17 protein-coding genes and 1 riboswitch are annotated in these 20,684 nt (G+C 69.9%); of the genes, 2 read left to right on the top strand and 15 right to left on the bottom strand.

Annotated features, from left to right (window positions below; translation table 11 throughout):
* Positions 1-7 precede the first annotated feature (7 nt).
* The 15 genes from ACWDOP_RS38165 to ACWDOP_RS38095 all read right to left on the bottom strand — a co-directional run bounded on the left by ACWDOP_RS38165 (position 8) and on the right by ACWDOP_RS38095 (position 19,359).
* On the bottom strand, positions 8-799 hold the full coding sequence (locus ACWDOP_RS38165; protein ID WP_456348970.1) for a PTS sugar transporter subunit IIA: 792 nt from the start codon (positions 797-799) through the stop codon (positions 8-10).
* 135 nt (positions 800-934) lie between these two features.
* Positions 935-1,822 (bottom strand): alpha/beta fold hydrolase, encoded by an 888-nt coding sequence (locus ACWDOP_RS38160; protein WP_456348969.1) that lies wholly within the window; start codon positions 1,820-1,822, stop codon positions 935-937.
* A gap of 93 nt (positions 1,823-1,915) precedes the next feature.
* Positions 1,916-3,181: an acyl-CoA dehydrogenase family protein gene (locus ACWDOP_RS38155; protein WP_456348968.1), complete on the bottom strand. Its 1,266-nt coding sequence runs from the start codon at positions 3,179-3,181 to the stop codon at positions 1,916-1,918.
* A 51-nt stretch (positions 3,182-3,232) separates the two neighbouring features.
* Complete coding sequence (locus ACWDOP_RS38150) at positions 3,233-4,111, bottom strand: SDR family oxidoreductase (protein ID WP_456348967.1); 879 nt, start codon at positions 4,109-4,111, stop codon at positions 3,233-3,235.
* Between the two features lie 65 nt (positions 4,112-4,176).
* Positions 4,177-5,040 carry a MaoC/PaaZ C-terminal domain-containing protein gene (locus tag ACWDOP_RS38145; RefSeq protein WP_456348966.1) on the bottom strand — a complete coding sequence of 288 codons (864 nt, stop codon included), beginning with the start codon at positions 5,038-5,040 and terminating at the stop codon, positions 4,177-4,179.
* Between the two features lies 1 nt (position 5,041).
* On the bottom strand, positions 5,042-5,479 hold the full coding sequence (locus tag ACWDOP_RS38140) for a type II toxin-antitoxin system Rv0910 family toxin (RefSeq protein WP_456348965.1): 438 nt from the start codon (positions 5,477-5,479) through the stop codon (positions 5,042-5,044).
* A 55-nt stretch (positions 5,480-5,534) separates the two neighbouring features.
* The gene (locus ACWDOP_RS38135; protein ID WP_456348964.1) at positions 5,535-6,740 is read right to left on the bottom strand and encodes a lipid-transfer protein; all 1,206 of its coding nucleotides are present in this window, start codon (positions 6,738-6,740) and stop codon (positions 5,535-5,537) included.
* Positions 6,741-6,958: 218 nt separating this feature from the next.
* Positions 6,959-7,603: a TetR/AcrR family transcriptional regulator gene (locus ACWDOP_RS38130; protein ID WP_454202420.1), complete on the bottom strand. Its 645-nt coding sequence runs from the start codon at positions 7,601-7,603 to the stop codon at positions 6,959-6,961.
* 53 nt (positions 7,604-7,656) lie between these two features.
* Entirely contained in the window at positions 7,657-8,907 is a 1,251-nt protein-coding gene (locus tag ACWDOP_RS38125; protein WP_456348963.1) for an MFS transporter, read from the bottom strand.
* A gap of 211 nt (positions 8,908-9,118) precedes the next feature.
* Positions 9,119-9,979, bottom strand: a complete 861-nt coding sequence (locus tag ACWDOP_RS38120; protein ID WP_456348962.1) for an alpha/beta fold hydrolase — start codon at positions 9,977-9,979, stop codon at positions 9,119-9,121.
* Positions 9,980-10,070: 91 nt separating this feature from the next.
* On the bottom strand, positions 10,071-10,364 hold the full coding sequence (locus tag ACWDOP_RS38115; protein WP_456348961.1) for a hypothetical protein: 294 nt from the start codon (positions 10,362-10,364) through the stop codon (positions 10,071-10,073).
* A 361-nt stretch (positions 10,365-10,725) separates the two neighbouring features.
* Positions 10,726-11,943: an NADP-dependent isocitrate dehydrogenase gene (locus ACWDOP_RS38110; RefSeq protein ID WP_454202416.1), complete on the bottom strand. Its 1,218-nt coding sequence runs from the start codon at positions 11,941-11,943 to the stop codon at positions 10,726-10,728.
* Positions 11,944-12,381: 438 nt separating this feature from the next.
* Complete coding sequence (locus tag ACWDOP_RS38105; RefSeq protein WP_456348960.1) at positions 12,382-16,746, bottom strand: BTAD domain-containing putative transcriptional regulator; 4,365 nt, start codon at positions 16,744-16,746, stop codon at positions 12,382-12,384.
* An 87-nt stretch (positions 16,747-16,833) separates the two neighbouring features.
* Positions 16,834-17,493: a hypothetical protein gene (locus ACWDOP_RS38100; RefSeq protein ID WP_456348959.1), complete on the bottom strand. Its 660-nt coding sequence runs from the start codon at positions 17,491-17,493 to the stop codon at positions 16,834-16,836.
* A gap of 369 nt (positions 17,494-17,862) precedes the next feature.
* Positions 17,863-19,359, bottom strand: coding sequence for an MFS transporter (locus ACWDOP_RS38095; protein WP_456348958.1), 1,497 nt, complete (start codon positions 19,357-19,359; stop codon positions 17,863-17,865).
* Positions 19,360-19,494: 135 nt separating this feature from the next.
* Between ACWDOP_RS38095 and ACWDOP_RS38090 the strand changes: the two genes are divergently transcribed.
* Together ACWDOP_RS38090 and ACWDOP_RS38085 are read left to right on the top strand one after the other, a co-directional pair.
* Positions 19,495-20,190: a TetR/AcrR family transcriptional regulator gene (locus ACWDOP_RS38090; protein WP_456348957.1), complete on the top strand. Its 696-nt coding sequence runs from the start codon at positions 19,495-19,497 to the stop codon at positions 20,188-20,190.
* Between the two features lie 12 nt (positions 20,191-20,202).
* Positions 20,203-20,313, top strand: a riboswitch (SAM riboswitch).
* A 95-nt stretch (positions 20,314-20,408) separates the two neighbouring features.
* Positions 20,409-20,684 (top strand): PLP-dependent transferase (locus ACWDOP_RS38085; RefSeq protein ID WP_456348956.1); only part of this gene is annotated, 276 nt, incomplete at its 3' end.

Genomic DNA, 20,684 nt, shown 5'->3' with positions numbered 1-20,684 from the left:
TCGCCTCCTACACGTCGAAGAGGTCGCGGAGGATGCGGTCGACTTCGGCGGTGCTGGTGAAGTTCTCCAACACCCGCACCGGAATTCCCATGTCTCCCAATGTCTTCGCGATCTCTCCGGAGGTCAGCACGGCGACCGCCTCCCCCGCCTTGCCCTTGGCCGAAATGGTGTCGGTCGCTTCGACATCGACGTAGGACGACCATTTCCAGCGGTTGAGCACCTTCTCCAGGGTGCTCTTGAGGAACAGGCTGGTGCCGACGCCGTTGCCGCACACGGTGAGGATCTTCACCGGCCCGGACGCCGGGTGATCACCGGAAGTCGTTGTGGTGGAGAGCTTCTCGGACTCGGCCGCGTCCTCACCGGTGATGAGCCGGCGCAGTTCCCGGGGCGTCGCCACCGCCCGCAGCCGCTCGTCGGCGCCGGGTTCGAGCAGCAGCCGGGCGAGCGCGGCCATGGCGTCGGTGTGCACCTCGGAGTCGGTGGCCGCCAGCGCCACCACCAGATCCACCGGGTCGTTGGGGCTGCCGAACTCTACCGGCTCGCGCAGTCGCACCCACGACATGCCGGTCCGCGACACCGCCGGCGAGGGTCGCGCGTGCGCGAAGGCGAATCCGGGCGCGATGACGATGTACGGCCCGTTATCCTCCACGTTGCCGATCATCTCGGCGGTGTACTCGTCCGTGGCCACGCCGGTGGCGGTCAGCAAGCTCCCGGCGGCGCGAATCGCCGCGCGCCAGTCCGGGGCCGGTACATCCAGCTGGATCGCGTCTTCGGGCAGCAGGTCCGACAGCGATGTCATGCCCGAATAGTCGCAGATTTTCCCGTCCAGCTACCGGAGGGCGCACCGCACGTGTCCACCGCCGATGCACCGCGGTCGTCTGCGGCGCTCATCGCCCCACTGCCCGGCGCCCGCCAAGGCTCGAGAACCAGCGCGTCACCCCACGTCGCGACTCGCCCCACCCACCCGCCGGTCCGCGAAATCTGCCAGCAGCTCCGCGATTCCGGCCGGATCGTCCAGCTGCGGGCAGTGCCCGGCGCGCGGGAGCACGATGAACTCGCTGCCCGGCAGCAGCCGATGCAGCGCCGCCCCGGCCCGCACCGGAATGATGCGGTCCCGGCGGCCGTGCACGATCCGGACCGGGCAGGACACGGGATCATCCGCGTAGCCGCCCACCGATTCCTGCGCGAAGCGAATCGCGTTCTCGGCCAGCCAGGCCACCTGCGCGGAGCTGCCGTACTTCTCACGCCACATCGCGATGAGCGCGCGATCGGCCGCGCGCGGGTCACCCCACAGCGCCAGCCGCGCGAACACCGAGATGCCCCCGCGCAGTAGCGGCGCAGGCATGCGCGTCCGGTGCAGTACCCGCGCGGCGGCGGGCGCGATCCGGCCGCGGGCGAACCGTGCCAGCCAGTCATCGGACAGCAGCGGCTCGTCGAGGGCGCAGACCCCGAGCACGAGGCCCGGATTGCGCTGCGCCGCCCGCAGCGAGATCGCCACCCCGAGCGAATTACCCACCAGCACCACCGGTCCGGTCGACGCCAGCAGCGCGTCGGCGAAGGCGTCCAGCTGCGGCAGCAGCGGACCGGGCGCGAACGGATCGGTCACCCCGAACCCCGCCATGTCGACCGCCACCGCGGCCCGCCCCCGAGCGTGCAGCCCGGCGAGCACGCCCCGCCAGGTGTCGGCGGAATCGGCGAACCCGTGCAGCAGCACGAAGCGCGGACCGCCGCCCGGCACCTCCAGCACGCGCGTCCGGAACTCCCCGTACCACTGCGATCGTTCGGTGATCTCGCCGCCGAGGGCGGCCCACGGTGACGTCATTGTCACTCTCTCTTCACGAAATCCGTTGCTGTGCGGTTGTTCCGGTAACCGGGTCGCGCCGGCGAGCACATCCCGCACGACCCGGTGGCCGGCTCACTTGCCGAGCAGCCCCTTGGCGACGTGCGTCACCTGGATCTCGTTGCTGCCCGCGTAGATCATGAGCGATTTGGCATCCCGGGCCAGCTGCTCGACGTGGTACTCCGCCATGTAGCCGTTGCCGCCGAACAGCTGCACCGCCTCCATGGCGACCTCGGTGGCGATCTCGGAGCTGTACAGCTTCATGGCCGACGCCTCGGCCAGTGACGGCGGCTTGCCCGCGCGGCCGCGCTCGAGAATGTTGAAGACCATGTTCTCGACGTTGATGCGCGCGACCTCCATCTTGGCCAGCTTCAACTGCACCAGCTGGAAACGCCCGATCTCCTGCCCCCACAGCTTGCGTGTCTTGGCGTATTCCACCGAGAGCCGGTGACATTCGTTCACGATGCCCAGCGCCATGAACGCGACGCCGATGCGCTCGGCGGTGAAGCTCGACCGGGCGCTCTCCCGGCCGTCGCCGCCCCTGTGCTCCTCGGTCTCCCCGAGCAGCCGGTCCTTGGACAGGCGCACGTTGTCGAAGAACAGCTCGCCGGTGGGCGAGGCGTGCAGGCCCATCTTCTGGAACGGCTTGCCCTGGGTGAAGCCCTCCATGCCCTTGTCGAGCACGAAGGTCAGTACCTTGCGATCGCGCTTGTCGGTGCCGTCACCGTCGTCGAGCTTGGCGTAGACGATGACCACGTCGGCGAACGGCCCGTTGGTGATGAAGGTCTTCTGCCCGTTGAGGATGTAGTCCTCGCCGTCGCGGCGCACGTAGGTCTTCATCCCGCCGAAAGCGTCCGAGCCCGAGTCGGGTTCGGTGATCGCCCACGCCGCGACCTTCTTCATGGTCACGATGTCCGCGAGCCAGCGCTCCTTCTGCGCGAGCGTGCCGCGCGAGAGGATCGTGGTCGCCCCGAGCCCGATGCTCACGCCCATGGCGGTCACCAGCCCCATGCACACCCCGGACAGTTCGCTGATGAGCACCGCCATCATCGATTCCTGACCGGCGAACGGACCGCCGTCCCCCGAGGAGCCCTCCTTGCGTTCGGGCAGCGGCTCGCCCGCGGCCAGGGCCGCTTCCCGCTTGCGCTGGCGGGCCAGCAGCTTCCCGATCGCGTCGCCGCCCAGCGCGTCGATGCCGAAGTCGCTGAACAACTTTCGAATAATCGGATACGGCGAGATCTCACCGCTGTCGAGACCGGCCAGCTGCGGGCGGATCTCCTTGTCGATGAAGCCGCGCACCGCGTCGCGGATCATCTCGTCGGTTTCGGACCATTCGAACATCGTTGTTCTCCAGACGGTTTCGCTGTCGGGGTGCGATCGGGACGGTACGACTCAGGGCAGGCGGGCGGCGATGTCGTCGATCAGCCACGGACCGTCGGTCTCGATGGTCTTCACGTCGTGCCAGCCCGCGAGCTCGGAGATGGCCCCGCCCTGCACCGCGAACACCTTGCCGGTGATCGGGCACTTCTCGGTGGCCAGGTAGGCGACCAGCGGGGAGATGTTGGCCGGGCTGAAGGCGTCGAAGGCGCCCTCTTCCAGATCCGCGGCCTCGGCGGCCATCATCTCGCCCATGCCCGGCGTGGCCAGGGTCAGCCGGGTGCGCGCGATGGGCGCGATGGCGTTGACGCGCACGCCGTAGCGGGCGAGTTCGTCGGCCGCGACCAGGGTCAGCGCGGCGATGCCGGCCTTGGCCGCACCGTAGTTGCCCTGCCCGGCGTTGGGAACGGTCACGCCCGAGGCGGACGCGGTGTTGACCACCGCGGCGTTCGGCTGGTTACCGGCCTTGGACTGGTCCTTCCAGTACCCGGCGGCGTGGCGCAGCACCGCGGCGTGCCCCTTGAGGTGCACCGCGACGACCGCGTCCCACTGCGCCTCGTCCATGCCCGCGATGAACGCGTCGCGCAGGATCCCGGCGTTGTTGATCACCGCGTCGAGGCGGCCGAACTCCGAGACAGCCTGATCGATCAGGTCTTTCGCGCCGGCCCAGTCGGCGATGTTGTCGGTGTTCGCGACGGCGCGGCCGCCGGCGGCCACGATCTCGTTCGCGACCTCCTGCGCGGGGCCGACGTCGACGCCCTCGCCGGAGTTGCTGCCGCCCAGGTCGTTCACCACGACCGCGGCGCCCTCGCGCGCGAACAACAGTGCGTGCTCACGGCCGATACCGCGACCGGCGCCGGTGATGACGGCGACCCGTCCTTCGAGCAATCCCATGAATCTCTCCTGTCCAGCAAGTCTTTTCGCGAACGGCGTCACCCCGCCGACGCCGTTCGAAGGTGTCAATCCGCGATGTCGGCGCGGCCGTCGCTCAACACGACGTCGTCCCCGCGCAGCGTGCGGAAGGCATAGGTGGTGACCCCGTCGGCGGAGTCGAGCTTCCAGAGCTGGGTCCGCAGGTCGTCGCCGGGGAACACCATCTTCGAGAACCGGACCGCGAAGCGCTTCAGCCGCGCCACATCCGAGCCCGCGACCTCGGTGAGCACGCCCCAGGACGACATGGCCATCGTGCACAGCCCGTGCGCGATGATGCCGGGCAACCCGGCCTCCTTGGCGACGTCGTCGTCCAGGTGCAGCGGCACCGGATCACCCGAGGCGGGCGAATACCGGTACGTCTGATCGAGATCCACGTGCGCCGCCACCTCGGCCACCGGCGGCAGGTCGGCCAGCGCGGCGTCGAAACGGTGCGCTGGCGCGCCGTCGCCGACCCGCGGACCGGCGTTCACGCCGCGGAAGAACGCGGTCAGATACTGCTCGTTGACGAGTTCGCCGTCCTCGGCCCGGGTTTCGATGAGGATGGTGATGGTCGAGCCGTTGTCCCTGCCCTCGAACCCGATGGCCTTGGCGCGCGAGACCAGCGTCTCGCCGGGCCGGATCGGGCGGTGGAAGTGAAAGTCCTGCTCGCCGTGGACGACCCGGCCGAAGATGTCCATCGGCACCACGTCGATGACCGGCACCATCATGGCGTCGAACACCGGGACGATGGCGAACACGGGCGAGGCGATCTCGCCCTTGCGGTGCGCCTCGATGGGATCATTGGTGGCGGCGGCGTATTCGGCCAGCCGTTCCGCCGTGACCTCGAAACGCTCTTCGTCGGACCAGGTGTTCAGGCCCGAGGCATCGAATTCGATGGGGGTGCCCGACATCTCAGGCCGCCGCGGCCAGCGAGTCGAGGGCGGTGAGGGTCTTGTCGAGCTGGTTCAGCCCGTCCTTCTCCACCGCCTTGCCCAGCGCGCCCTTGATGAGCGCGCCCTCGAAGTCACCGGCGACCGCGAAGTTGCTGCCCTCGCCCGCGGGGGTGATGTCGAAGGTGAACTGCACCTTCACCCCGGCCATGCCGGTTCCGCTGAGCACCAGGCGATTCGGGGCCTCGACGCTCTCGACCTTCCAGACCATCTTGTTGGCCATGCCGAGCATGACGACCTTGGCGGTCAGCACCGCGCCCTCGGACAGCACGGCCGGCGCGTCCTCCATCCAGCGCTCGTGGATGCTGAACCACTTGTCCCAGGTCTGCGGATCGGAGACCACGGCCCACAGGGCGGCGGGGCTGGCGGTCAGGTCGCGGCTGGCTTCGATGTGTCCCATGTGAAAACTGCTCCTCGTCGAGTAGATCTGTGTCGGTTGGTGTTTCGCGACGCGCTCAGCGGTCCGCGCGCTGGTAGGCGGTGATGACGGCCGCGCCGCCGAGCCCGATGTTGTGCTGCAGGGCGGCGGTGACGTTGTCCACCTGCCGCTTGTCGGCGGTGCCGCGCAGCTGCCAGGTGAGCTCGCTGCACTGGGCCAAACCCGTCGCGCCCAGCGGATGTCCCTTGGAGATAAGGCCGCCCGAGGGGTTGACGACCCACTTGCCGCCGTAGGTGGTGGCCCCGGCGTCGATGAGCTTGCCCGCCTCGCCCTCGCCGCACAGGCCCAGCGCCTCGTACAGCAGCAGTTCGTTGGCGGAGAAGCAGTCGTGCAGTTCGATGACCTGGAAGTCCTCCGGGCCCAAACCCGCCTCGGCGTAGACCTTCTCGGCCGCCTGGACGTTCATGTCGTACCCGATGAGGTTCTTGGCGGTGCCGTCGAAGGTGGAGGCGTAGTCGGTGGTCATGGTCTGGCCCACGATCTCCACCGCCTGCGCGGCCAGGCCGTGCCGATCCACGAAGTCCTCGCTGGCCAGGATGGCCGCGCCGGAACCGTCGGAGGTCGGCGAGCACTGCAGCTTGGTGAGCGGGCTGTAGATCATCCGCGCGTTCAGGATGTCGTCCAGCGAGTACTCGTCCTGGAACTGGGCATACGGGTTGTTCACCGAATGCTTGTGGTTCTTGTGGCCGATCTTGGCGAAGTGCTCGAGCGTGGTGCCGTACTTCTCCATGTGCTCGCGCCCGGCCGCGCCGAACATCCACGGGGCCACCGGGAACAGCACCTCGGAGATCTCGGCGAGGGCCATGACGTGCTTGGCCATCGGCTGTTCGCGATCGTCGTAGCTCGAGCCCAGCGAGCCCGGCTGCATCTTCTCGAAGCCCAGGGCCAGGGTGCAGTCGGCGAGCCCGCCGCGGATCGCCTGGGCGGCGAGGTAGAGCGCGGTCGAACCGGTGGAACAGTTGTTGTTGACGTTCACCACCGGGATGCCGGTCATGCCGAGCTCGTACACCGCGCGCTGACCGGAGGTCGACTCGCCGTAGACGTAGCCGACGTAGGCCTGTTCGACCTCGCGGTAGTCGATGCCGGCGTCGGCGAGCGCCTTGGTGCCCGACTCGCGCGCCATGTCCGGGTAGTCCCAGTTGCTGCCGTCCTCGTTCTTGCGACGGCCCGGCTTCTCGAACTTCGTCATTCCGACGCCGACCACGTACACCTTGTTCGCCATCGAACTCCTCCCATCACGCTGCTGTGCTCGAACAGAAACAAACATACAGAGATGTATGTAAGCACACAAGGGTGCGGTTCCCAGCTGGAGTCGAAGCAGATCATGGGCGCGCGTCAGCGCCGGAATGTGAATACATACATTCCGGGATGCATGAGCAAATGAACAGCGCCCGGGCCGTTCGCCCGGGCGCCGCGAGAAAGGCCGTGGCCGGCCGGAGGTCAGTCGGCGATGACCAGACCCGGCAGCGACGCCGCCGCGATCACACGCAGATGCGCCGAGGCGCGCCGCCAGCGCCGCAGCGCCCGCGCCGGATCCGGCTCGATGAAGCTCGACACCAGAATGCCGCGCAGGGCGTCCATGGCGGTGTAGAGGAAATCGCGAGCATCCTTGCGGTACACCTCATCCGGCACGTACCGGGACAGGGCCATGAGCACCGCGTTGTTCACGAACGGCTCGACCTTGCCCATCTCCCGGGCCAGCACCGGATCGGTGCGCCCGGCCACCCACAGCTCCATGGCCGCGATGAACAGCGGGCCCTGGTGCAGCTCCCACAGGAAATCCAGCATGGTGGCGATGGAATCCGCGCCGTCCTTGATGCGCCCGATCTCCAGCATGGCGGCCTCGGTGCGGCGCTGGGCCAGATGACTGATGGCCGCGACCACCAGATCGGTCTTGGATCCGAAGTGGTGGACCATGGCCCCGCGGGTCACGCCCGCCCGCTCGGCGACCCGCGGCGTGGTGGTGCCCGCGTACCCGAACTCGACCAGACACTCGATCGTCGCGTCCAGCAGCCGCACCCGCATCTCGCTGCTGCGCTGCTCCTGGGTCCGGCGAGGTTGCTTCGGCGCCGCGGTCGTGGTCATCCCTGGATCGTACACTTACATACAAGAGTGTATGTAAACGAGACCGCTCCCGGTCAGGCGCTCCGGCGCGCGACCCACAGGGTGACGCTGAACAGCAGCACGCCCGCGACGGCCAGCAGCGTGCCCACGACGGCCGGGGCGGTGTAGCCGAAGCCGGCCGCGATCACCAGGCCGCCCAGCCACGCCCCCGCCGCGTTGGCGATATTGAGGGCCGCGTGATTGAGCGCGGCGGCCAGGGTCTGGGCATCGTGCGCGACGTCCATGAGCCGGGTCTGCAGGGCCGGGGCGAGCGCCGCGCCGGAGGCGCCGACGAAGAAGGCTCCGGCCGCCGCCGTGAACGGATTGTGCGCGGCCGCAACGAAACCCGCCAGGATGAGCACCATGAAGATCAGGCCGCCGAGAATCGCGCGGTCGACGCCGCGATCGGCGAACACGCCGCCCAGGATGTTGCCCGCCACCATGCCGAGCCCGAAGAGCATGAGCACGATGGGCACCAGGCCGACCCGCATACCGGCGACATCGGTGAGTGTGGTGGTGATGTAGGTGTAGACCGCGAACATGCCGCCGAAGCCGACCGCGCCCACCAGCAGGGTGAGCAGCACCTGCGGACGCCGCAGCGCACCCAGCTCGGTCCGCGGGTCGGTAAGGCGAATCCCGTGCAAGTGCGGCACGAAACGAGAAATAGCGGCGACGGTGGCCGAACCGATGATGGCGACGACCACGAAGGCGTCCCGCCAGCCCAGATGCTGACCGAGCCAAGTGGCGCTGGGAACGCCGACAACATTGGCGGCGCTCAAACCCAGCATAACCGCCGCTACCGCCTTGGCCCTTTGGCCCACCGGCGCCAGGGAGGCCGCGGCCAGCGACGCGACGCCGAAATAGGCGCCGTGTGGCAGGCCCGAAACGAAGCGTGCCGCGGTCAGCGTCGCGAAGCTCGGGGCGAGCACGGTGGCCACGTTTCCCACGGTGAACGCCACCATGAGCCAGATGAGCAGCTTCTTGCGATCGACCCGCGCGGCCATGGCCGCGATCACCGGGGCACCGACGACCACGCCCAGTGCGTAGGCGGAAACCACATGCCCCGCAACCGGTTCGGAGACGTCCATGGCGCCGGCGATATCGGGCAGCAAACCCATCGTGACGAACTCGGTGGTCCCGATCCCGAATCCGCCCAGCGCGAGCGCGAGGATCGCCGCGATCGGCCATCGCCGCTCGCTCTCCGGTGCAGCGGCCACCGCCGTCTCGGGCGCAGCGGCCACCGCCGTCTCGACCGCCACATCCCCGCCGGGCACAGAGTTAGCCATGAACGTGCGCAACACCCCGGCGCATCTCCCCCATCCCGCTTTCGGCGTGAGCCCACTCACCCGTGGCGATCAGGCACATGAACGCCCGGCCGGCGCGACGCGATCGGGTACGGCGTGGCCCGGACGACAGCACGGGGCGTCTCGGGACGATAGTCACCGGCTGCGGCACGACGGGCACGGCCCGGTACCGCAGCGGGCACCGAACAGTGCCTCAGCGCGCGGCGGCGCCGGCCGACTCGAAATGCTCCACGAGCAGCCGTGCGGTGTCCTCTGGCGCTTCCTCCGGGATCCAGTGCGAGACGCCGGGCAGGATCTCGAGCCGGAACGGGCCGTCCACGAACCGCTCGGTGAGCCGCACTCCGCTCTCCAGCACCGCTTGGTCCCCGCTGCTCCAGATCTGCAGGGTCGGGACCGCGACCCGGGCGGTGAGTACGCGCGGGGAGGACAGCAGCATCGCGCGGTACCAGTGCAGGCCGCCGCGGGCGATCGCACGGTCGCGCACGCGGTCCGAATCGCGCCGGATGTGTTCGTCGGTCTGGCCCAGGTCACCCAGGATCCGGCGGAAAATGCCGGTGCGCAGGGTCAATTCGGGCAGCAGCGGCACCTGGAAGGCGTACATGTACCAGGACGCCACCACCTGGCGGCTGGTGAGCACCGCGCGCGCGAACGCTCCCGGATGCGGAATCGACAGCGCCGCCATGGATTTCAGGCCGCCCTGTCCGGATCCGGCGACGACCCAGGCCAGCGCCGCGCCCCAGTCGTGCCCGACCAGGTGCACCGGCCGCCCGATCTGCTCGATCATGGCCGCGACGTCCCCCGCGAGCTCCCCGAGCCGGTACTGCCACCGCCAGCGCGGCGCCGCGCTGGCCACCGAGCCCCGCAGGTCCGGCGCGAAGGTCCGGTACCCCGCCGCGTGCAGCAGCGGCGCGACCGCGTCCCAGCTCCGCGAGTCCTGCGGCCACCCGTGCAGCAGCAGGACGGGTTCGCCGTCCAGCGGCCCCGAGTCGATGACCGGGAATACCAGCTCACCCCGGCGAAATTCCGACATACGAACGGCTACGTCGGTCCCCATTGACCTGCACCTCCAGCGCTCCGGCAATACCGCTTCAGCCTGGCACACGGACCATGTGTGCGCTACCGCAAGTAACAGATAAATCTCGCCATTATCGTCTGCCCTGCGCGGCGGCCGCGGCGACGAGCGTCTTGCGCAGGCCCAGCACCCCGGCGAGCGCGAGCACGGTGACCAGCACGAAGCCGCCGCCGAGAATCAGCGGCACCTGGGCCGCGTCCGCACTCGTCAGGCAATCCCCGCGTTCGTCGGGCCCGCACCTGCGGTCGTCCGCCCGCGCCGCCAGGACGAAACACAGCACGGTCATCCCCAGCGATGCCACCGCGAGCACCCACCCCAGCCGAATCCACAGCCGATACCGCGGCGGCAGTGCGCGAACCTTACCCATGCCCAGTTCTTATCACCCGCAACGGAATCGCGGGTATCGCCGTGGTCCGGACGCCGAAAACAGTTCGGGCACCCGCTGTTCCGCGTATTCGCGGAGGCAGGTGCCCGGATGTTCGGCGCGATGGTTCCGGCCGGGACGATCGGTCCCGGCCGCCATCGTTTCGCCGCTGCGCCGCTGTTCACGCCGGCGCGACTTCTACTCGGACATCGATGACGTCCTGCTCCCGTCCGGCGAGGTGATCCCTCGCGTTCCGAAAGTCTTGCGCCCCGGGCCTTCCGGAGAATTCCGGGCGCCCGGGAATCTTACGCCCCGTACCCCGGCAACCGCCGAATCCGGAGATGTCACCTCTTCCCGGTGCGGCCTAGCGCAGGGTGCGGGCCAGGTTGGCGTCCAGCACGCCGAGGAACTCCTCGGTGGTCAGGTAGCCCTGGTCGCCGCCGACGAGCAGCGCGAGATCCTTGGTCATCTGGCCGTCCTCGACGGACTTGATGACGACGTCCTCGAGGGTCTGCGCGAAGCCGACGACCTCGGGGGTGCCGTCCAGCTTGCCGCGATGAGCCAGGCCACGGGTCCACGCGAAGATCGAGGCGATCGGGTTCGTGGAGGTGGGCTTGCCCTGCTGGTGCTGGCGGTAGTGCCGGGTGACCGTGCCGTGCGCGGCCTCGGCCTCACAGGTACGGCCGTCCGGGGTGAGCAGCACCGAGGTCATCAGGCCCAGCGAGCCGAAGCCCTGCGCCACGGTGTCGGACTGCACGTCGCCGTCGTAGTTCTTGCAGGCCCAGACGTAGCCGCCCTCCCACTTGAGCGCGGAGGCGACCATGTCGTCGATGAGCCGGTGCTCGTAGGTCAGGCCCTGAGCGTCGAACTCGTCCTTGAACTCGTTCTGGTACACCTCTTCGAAGGTGTCCTTGAACATGCCGTCGTAGGCCTTGAGGATGGTGTTCTTCGTGGAGAGGTACACCGGGTAGTTCTGCTGCAGACCGTAGTTCAGCGAGGCCCGCGCGAAGTCCCGGATGGACTCCTGGAAGTTGTACATACCCATGATCACGCCGCCGTCTTCCGGCATGCGCACGACCTCGTGCTGGATCGGCTCGGAGCCGTCCTCGGGCGTGAAGGTCAGGGTGACGGTGCCCGCCTGGTGCACCTTGAAATCGGTGGCGCGGTACTGATCGCCGAAGGCGTGGCGGCCGATGATGATCGGCTTGGTCCAGCCCGGAACCAGACGCGGCACGTTGGAGATGATGATCGGCGCACGGAAGATGGTGCCGCCCAGAATGTTGCGGATGGTGCCGTTCGGCGACCGCCACATCTTCTTGAGGTCGAACTCCTCGACGCGGGCCTCATCCGGGGTGATGGTCGCGCACTTCACGCCGACGCCGTGTTTCTTGATGGCGTTGGCCGCGTCGACGGTGACCTGATCATCGGTCTTGTCGCGGTACTCGATGCCGAGGTCGTAGTACTCGAGGTTCACATCGAGATACGGGATGATCAGCTTGTCCTTGATGAACTGCCAGATGATCCGGGTCATCTCGTCGCCATCGAGCTCGACGACAGTCCCTTCAACCTTGATCTTGGACATGGACTTCGTGTCCTCCTAGGAAGGTGGTGCTCCCATTGCACGGCCAGGTGAGCACGCTTGTGAGCGGGGACCCCGGCTGTTCAACAAACAACGTATATGCCCGGCGTTTCCTACGGGGCCTCTGGTACCAGGTCCGCATTCCGGAGCGCCAAGCAATACGAGCGTACTGCTGGTGGGAACCTCACCGCGCGGGCAGCCCCCGCTGTGCGGGACCGCGCCCTCAGTTACCGGCGAGTAGGAGCCACGTCACGTCCCGCGTGAATCGGTATCACCGCGGGTTCGGGCGTTCCGCCGCTCATCCGCCGGAAGCGTCGAACAGCGGGCGCGGGTCGGCTGCTCGGCGCGGCCGGACCGGGCAGCGCGGCCGAGCCGTCACGCCGTGACTCCACCGGCGACGCACGCCGCCGGTGAGTCGGCAACGCCACTGGCGGATCGCGCTCAACGCCCGGGCGGGGGCATCAGGGCGAGCTGCGCCGCGACGGCGGCCGCCACGTCGGCCGCTCGCGTGCGATGCGACGCGGCGGCGGAGCTGTCGCCGAGTGCGGTCGCCAGTTCGGCCAGCATGGCGTCCACGGGGCCGTACACCACCGAACCGGTATCCAGGCCCGCCATCGTGCCCGCGCGCGGCAGCATGTCGCGGTAGCACTCCGCGATCGCGGCGCCGTCGCCCAGCCCGAGGGCGGCCCGCGCGCGGAAGCTCGCCATGACCGACCAGTAGTGGTCGCGCTTGACCGGGGCCGCCGCGTCGAACACCGTCCGAGCCCGGTCGGCATCGCCCGCGTCGAGCAGGGCCGCCACGTAGGGGTACACCATGGCGTGCGGGGCGACCTCGTACACGCGGGCCAGGGGTTCGGCCAGCGCCGACAGATCACCGCGCGCCCAGCCGAGCATCATCCCGGAGACGAGCAGCAGTTCGGGGCCGTTCGCGGTGCCCGAGGCGATCATCTCCGCGCTGCGTTCGGCGTAGACGCGTTCGGCGGTGTCCAGGTCGCCGTGCAGGACGGCGAGTACCGCCGAGAACAGCGAGAGCACCGTCAGCATCTGGTTCAGCTGGCCGCCGGTCGCGCACTCCAGCCCGCGTTCCACTTCGGCGCGGGCCCGCAGGAGATCGTTCGACCCGCAGGCGATGAGGCAGGCCAGGAAGTGCGCCACCGCCTGGAACTCGACCAGTCCGGCGGCCGTCGAGACGGCGAGCAGTTCGGCGGTCAGCGATTCCCGCTCGTCCCACAGCTCCGGCCCGAGCGCGAGGAAGGCCCTGGCATTGATTGCGGCACACAGCGATTCGGCGTCGCCCAGCGCCCGCGCGGTGAGCACCGCCTCGGCCGCGGCGGCCCGGGCGAGTGGGTCGTCGTCGCCCTCGACCTCGAACACCAGCGCCGTCAGCAGCCGCACCCGGTCGCCCGGCGTCAGGTCCCGGGCCAGCGCGGTCCGCAGTGCGTCGATCATCCGGGCGTCGGGCAGCCGCTTGTCCCGGGTCTCCCAGATCACCGGCGCCCGCCACGAGCCGAGCGCGCACGCGAGCGGGTCGCGGGCGGGGTCCGGCGCGAGGTGCGTGGCGTCGGCTCGCTCGCGGATGCGGTCCAGGTGCGCCGCGATGATCGGCGGCGTGGTCCCGCCGAGCACCGGGGATACCGGCTCCCAGTCCGCGGGTGACGGCGACCGGCAGGGATCGGACGACCCGCGCGCGGTCTCGACGCGCGGCACCCCCGACAACGAGGGCTCGGATGGCCCTGCGGGCTCACTCGGCGCGGACGGATCCCCGGCGGACTCACTCGGCTTGCGCGGCTCCCCCGACAACCGGGGCCCGAACGATCTCTCGGACCTACCGAGCCGAGCGCGAGCCACGGCGTGGGCATCCGGGCGATCGCCACGGGAAGCGCCGACCGTGGTGTCCGGCAGGTCGAGCACCGATTCCGTTGTCCTGGAAGGGCTTTCGTCGAGGAACTCCGCCAGGGTGAGAGCCCGGTGACGCAGGGACCGGGCGGCCGCGTCGTTGCCGCCGTGGGCCAGTGCGCCGACCAGCTCGCAGCGGGCCTCCAGGATGGCGATCCCGGCGGCCCGATCGGAGCCGTCCTCGGGATGACCTGCGAGGGCGTGCAGTTCCAGGGCGGCCTGCCACAGCGGCGCGGCCTCGGCGAAGGCTCGGCGGGCAGCGCTGTGCCGGGCAGCGGTCACCACGTGGCCGAGCGCGGCTTCGGGACGCACGGCGTCGCCGCCCGCCAGCGCGTGATGGGCGAGCGCGTGCACATCGGGCGCCGCCGCCCGCGCCGCCACCCGCAGCGCGTCCCCGTGCATCCGGGCGCGCCGCAACGCCGGAATCCCGGAGTAGACCGCATCGCGAATCAGCGCGTGCCCGAAGCGGATTCGACGGCCCTCGGTGCGCAGCAGTCCCGCCGCCACGACCGTGTCCACCAGATCGACCAGCGCGTCCTCGTTCTCGTCGAGCAGCAGCGGCAGCACGCCGAACTCGGCGGCCTCGCCCCACACCGCCAGCAGCCGCAACATCCGCGCCGCCGCGTCCGGCAGCCGGGCGATCCTGCGGTGCAACACATCCCGCACCCCCGGCGGCACCCCCAGCAGATCCCCCTCCGCCGCCGCGAGTTTCGCCAGCTCGACCACGAACAGCGGGTTGCCCCCGGTCCGCGCGCACACCAGCCGCACGGTGTCCTCGTCCATCCCGGTCAGCCCCGCCCCCTCCGCGACCGCCCGCACCGACCCGGCGTCCAACCCGCCCAGCTCACACCGCCCCACGGTCACCGCCGCCAATGCCGCCGAGGTGGCCCGTATCTCGTCCCGCACCTCCGACCCCCGCACCGTGACCGCGAACAACACCGGCGTCCCCGCCGTCCAGGCCACCACCTGCCGCAACATCTGCAGGGTCGCCCCGTCCGCCCGATGTACGTCCTCCACCACGACGACGACCGGCTGCCGCCGCCCCCACCACGCACACCGCCCCGCCACCGTCCGAGCCAGTCCGAACGCGGTGTCCCCGGCCGCCCCGCGATTCGAGTCGATTCCGCCGCCCAGCGAACGAGATCCCGAATCTCGAACCGCGCCTGCGATGTTTCGATCCGCGCGAGTGCGCTCCGGCTCACCACTCGAGGTGGGTCGACCGACGCCCGCATCCGATGCGACGCTCGGGACACCTCTTTCCGGAACAGCGGCCTGTTCCACGGCTGGGTCGGAGGTCTCGCCGGCGACCTCCGGAGCCGGATACGACAGACCGATCGCCTCCCCGCGAGCCCACACAGCTGTGACGAGCGTCGGCCTCGTCGACTCCAACTCGGCTGCCACATAGGACAACTCGTCGTGGATCTGCTGCCAGGCCCAGCCGGCCGGTGCGCCGTCGACCTCCGGGCAGCTGCCAACCGCCACCCGCCAGCCCGACTCGGACAGGTCGCCGATGACCGAACCGACGAGGGTCGACTTGCCCGCTCCCGCTTCACCTTCGATCCAGACCAGCCGCGCTCCACCCCGGGCCGCTTCGCGGGCGGCGGCGTGCAGGACGGCGCGCTGTGCGGCGTAGCCGACCATCGCACCCGGGTGCACGCGTGGGCGGTCTCCGATCGACGCGGTGGAGTCCGCCGAGCCGGCGCGGGAATTCGAGGAAGTGGACGGCGACGCCGACCGGTTCGGCGGGTCGATGGTTTCGGAAAACGTCCCGGGCGGACCTGGCGACTCCGCAGCGGTGACCGAGGTCGACTCGGCGCTCGGCGCCTCGATCGCGTGCGGGATTCTGAGATCCCGTGCCTGCGGGGTGGAGTATTCCGATCCCGGTTGGACTGCGCGGCCCGGCGTGGTCGCGGCTCCCTGCTCCGGAAGGACGGGGATCGACAGCTGTCCGGGCACCGGCGACTGCGCGGTGGCGGGTCCCGGAGGCGCGGGGGCACCGAGCGGTGTAGCGGGATGCGGCTCCGGGCGAGCCACGACGGGATCCAAAACCGGTTCGAGCCCGGGCAGACTCGAAGCCCCGCGGATGGTCGGCGGTGCGGCGGGGTCGGCCGTCCCTCGAGCCGGGCCCGCAGGCATCCGGGGTGCCGACTGCGGCAGCAGGGACGGATCGTGGGCCAGGATCGCCGACTCGAGGGCGCGCAGGGGCGGGCCGGGGTCTATGCCGAAATCGGTGTGGAGGGTGGTGCGGGCGCGGCGCAGGACGGCCAGGGCCTCGAGTTGACGGCCCAGGCGGTAGTGGGCCAGGGCCAGCAGGCGGACGGCTTCCTCGCGGCCGGGTTGTTCGTGGAGCAGGCGGGGCAGGGTGGCGGCTACGTCGCCGGGGCGGCCCAGGTCCAGGGCCGCCTGGGCGCGCTGTTCCATTGCGGTCCAGCGCATATCGGTGACGCGGGTGATCTCGGCGGCAGCCCAGGCGGCATCGGCGCAGGCGGCGTAGGCCGGGCCGCGCCACAGGGCGAGCGCGGTGTCCAGGAGACGGTGGCGGGCGTCTGGGTCCGTGTGGCCCGCCGCGTCGGCGAACAGTCGCTCGAAGTGCCAGACGTCGACCGCGGCGGCGGGCAGCTGGAGCGCGTAGCCGGGCGCGCGCGACACCACGACGCGGGCGGGCGACCGGGCGGGACGTTCGGGTTCGAGCGCGCGCCGCAGGTGCGAGATGTGCGCCTGCAACGACCCGGCCGCCTTGGGCGGCGGCGCGCCCGCCCACAGATCGTCGATCAGCCGGTCGGCCGACACGACCTCCCCGCCCGCCGCCACCAGCCGCGCCAGCACCGCAGCCTGCATCGGCCCGCGCAACACCGCGGGCCGCCCGTCCACCCGGACACCCAGCGCCCCGAGCAGTTCCACGATCACCACGGCTGAAGCATCGCGCGCCCAGCCGATTTCGCAACCCCAACGGCTTCAAGCTCGAGGTCGATTCCCCCACGGAACCGGCACCCTCACTCAGGAACTCATCGCTGCCCGCGGCGTGCTCGCACGCGTCTCCCGCAACGCCCGCACCCCGGCGAACGCCACGACGAGGCCCACCGCGATCGTGCCGGGAATGATCCACAACCCCTCCGCGCCCGGCAGCCCTTCGGCCGCGCCCATCACCAGCACCGACACCACGAGCACCGCCGCCGCGGGGCGGGTGAGCAGAGTGTTCGGCGCCGCGAACGCGCAGCCCGCCAGCAGCAGGAAGCCGACGAGGAAGCAGGCCGCGAGCGGCCCGTTCACCGGCATGGCCGCGGTCTCGATGGCGTGCTGTTCGTGATGGGACAGCCGGGGCGCCACGAACGCCTCGTGATAGCCCCCGACCGGAATGGCCACGGCCAGACCGGCATACAGCAGCGCGCGGATGACAGCGGCCAGTCTCGCGATGCCCGGCCGCCCGAGCGAGTGCCAGGCCGCGGTCACCAGCGGCAGCCCGGCGGCCATGAGGACCGCGCCCGCGCTGAAGCTCACGTGCGCCGCGACCCAGGTCGCCGCCTGCTCGGCCTCCTCGGAGTGCCGCAGCGGGTGCAGTGCGTTGCCGATCGCGAACAGCACACCGCCCCCGATCAATGCGTATGCCCGCCAGCGGAAGTCGCTGCCGTCCGCCGGTAGTTCAGTGGTGATGCTCATGCGCCCACCATGAGCCGCGCCTGTTGACCACGACTTGCCATCGACTTGCGGCCCCGCCCCCTCGCACCCGGCAGGCCCACGGAGACACCCGCCACGACGGCATTCGCTGTTCGGCACCACCCACCACGGATTCCGCGGGCCCGGATCGCGAACCCTCCGGTCACCACGGAGCGTGGACGCCCAGCGTGCGGAGGAAGTTCACTATCGACGGCCTGTTCCGACGCACCCGAAACGCTCGGTGCCATAAGAGATCCCGGCCCCGGCGCGCCCGTCACGCCGTGAGCCGCCGCGGCCTCGCCCCCGCCACGGCGCGATCCGTGACGGGGGCGAGGCACCCGTTCCCACCGGCCGCCCGGGCCGGCGCCGACCTCAGACGCCCACGTGCACCGGGTTTTCCGACCCCTCGAGCAGGCTCGACGGCTTGTCCCGAATCATGAAGGCGATCACCGGGATCGCGATCACGAAGAACACCGCGCCCAGGTAGAAGGCCACGTCGTAGCTGTGGATCGCGGCCCGCGCCGCCAGATTGTCGACCGTCGGATTGTCGGTGGCGTACCGCTCCGCGGCCTGCACCGCGATCGTGGTGAGCAGCGCGACGCCGATGGACCCGCCGACCTGCTGCGCGGCGTTGAGCAGCGCACTGGCCACACCGGAATCCTCGTCGTCGACCTGGTGCAGCGCGGTGGTCTGCATGCAGACGAACAGCGGGCCCATGCCGAGCGCGATCAGCGTCATCGCGGGCAGCACGAGCGCGGCGTAGCTGGAACCGAAGTCCAGTTGCGCCATGTAGACGAGCCCGGCCGCCCCGAGCACCGCACCGGCGAGCATGAGCGGGCGCGGCCCGAGCTTGGGCAGCAGCACGCTGGTGATGCCCGCGGAGATGGTGATGCCCAGCGGGAACGGCATGAACGCGAAACCGGTCTTCAGCGCGGAGTACCCCAGGGTCATCTGCATGTAGAAGCTCAGGTTCAGGAACATGGCGAACATGGCGATAGGTATCAGCAGCGCCACGAGGAACGACCCGCCGCGATTGATCTCACCCGGAATACGCAGCGGCAGCAGCGGATTCGAGCTGCGATATTCGATGACGACGAACAGCGCCAGCAGCACCGCGCCGCCGGCGAGCAGCCCGAGGGTCGAGGCCGCCAGCCAGCCGTCCTCGGCGGCGCGGCTGAAGCCGTACACCACCGCGATCAGGCCGAGGGTGCCGGTGATCGCGCCCGGCAGGTCGTATCCGCCGGTCCGCGGGGCGGGTACGTCCCGGACCACGAAGGCGAGCGCGCCCAGCACGGCGAGCAGTGCGATCGGGGTGTTCACCAGCAGGCACCAGCGCCAGCTGGCGTATTCGGTCAGCGCGCCGCCCGCGATGAGACCGATGGCCGCGCCGCCCGCCGAGACCCCGGCGAAGACGCCGAACGCCTTGGCCCGCTCCTTGGCCTCGGTGAAGGTCACCGACACCAGGGACAGCGCCGCCGGGGCGAGCAGCGCCGCGAACGCGCCCTGCAGACCGCGTCCGGCGAACAGCTGTGCGCCGTTCTGCGCGAGCCCTGCCAGAGCGGAGGCCAGTGCGAAACCAACCAGGCCGGCGATGAAGACGCGCCGGCGGCCGAGATAGTCCGCCAGCCGCCCGCCGAGCAGCAGGAGTCCGCCGAAGATCAGCGTGTAGGCGGTCAGGACCCACTGTTTGTTGCCGTCGCTGATGCCCAGGTCCTGCTGGGCGAAGGGCAGCGAAATCGTGACGATGGTGGCGTCGAGCACCACGATCAGCTGTGCGACGGCGATGACGCCGAGAGCCCACCATCGTGCGGAATTTTTTGTCTCACTTGATATTTCGTCAGGTTCGAGCGTTGCCGTCCCGCCGGTCATGCCTACTCCTCGATTGCTCCGAACAGCCGAGCCCATCGTGGCACTCCCCGACAATTGGCGTCAAGAGAAAAATGTCTGACTGCGACAGTTGGCGTCCATGGACACGAATTCTCCGGTCCGCGCTACCATCGGGGCATGTTCGAGCCGTCATCGCCGACCGCCCGCACCGGCCTGCGCGAGCGCAAGAAGCAGCAGACCCGCACCCGGGTCATCGACGTGGCGCTGCGCCTGTGCGACGAGCACGGCTTCGACACCACCACCGTGGAACAGATCGCCGACGCCGCCGACGTCTCCCCGCGCACGGTGAACAGGTATTTCGACAGCAAGGAAGACATCGTCATAGCGCCGATCGAGGACTTCGGCGGCACGCTGGCGGACAACCTGCGCCGCCAGCCGATCACCGGGAACGAGCTGCAGGCGCTACTGAACAGCTACCTGGAGATGATCGAGGGCATCATCGACCGCGACGAACCGCTGCCGTTCCGCTGGTTCCAGCAGATGCAGAACATCATCAGGCACTCCCCCGCCGTGCGCGCCCGCAGCCTCGACGCCGCGGACTACAAGATGCGCGAGACCTCGACCGTGCTCGGCGAGCGGCTCGGCACCGACCCGGACGCACTGCCGGTGCGGCTGATCACCGGCACCTGGCACGCCATCATGCGCGCGGGCGTGGAGTGCGAGGCAGAGGTCGGCAGTTTCGAGGGCGTGCTCGCCGACTCCGCGCGCGCCATGGCCGACGCGGTGGTCACCGCCTATCACGAGTTCGTCCGTATTTGCGCCGTTCCGACTGTGGGTAACCCCATTGCCGACATCGCGGCCGAGCACCGTTAGAATCCCGAAACAGGTCAAGAGCATCAGCGCCAAGCCCCGGCTCGCTGATCGGCAACCCTCCAGCTGCGGTGGGGTGCTCCGGGTGAAGACCGGGCGCTCGAAGGCCGAGCGCAAGCGCACTGTAGGAGGCACCGAGATGTGTTGTTGTCGAAGCCAATTCGCCTTCCGATAACCCAAGCCTTCCGCCGTATACGGCGATTCTTCCTGGAGCAGTAATCATGAGTGACTCGACCGCGCCCGCTGCCAACCTCGATCCCGCGAACTGGTCCTTCGAGACCAAGCAGGTGCACGCCGGGCAGGCCCCCGATCCGGCCACGGGCGCACGCGCCCTGCCGATCTACCAGACGACCTCGTACGCCTTCCGCGACACCGATCACGCCGCGGCGCTGTTCGGCCTGGCCGAGCCGGGCAACATCTACACCCGCATCATGAACCCCACCCAGGACGCGGTGGAGCAGCGCGTGGCCGCCCTCGAGGGCGGCGTGGCGGCGCTG

It is taken from the genome of Nocardia sp. NPDC003693 (assembly GCF_053981095.1).
Note: the sequence above shows the minus strand (reverse complement) of the source record. Positions and strands in the feature narration are given on the sequence as shown.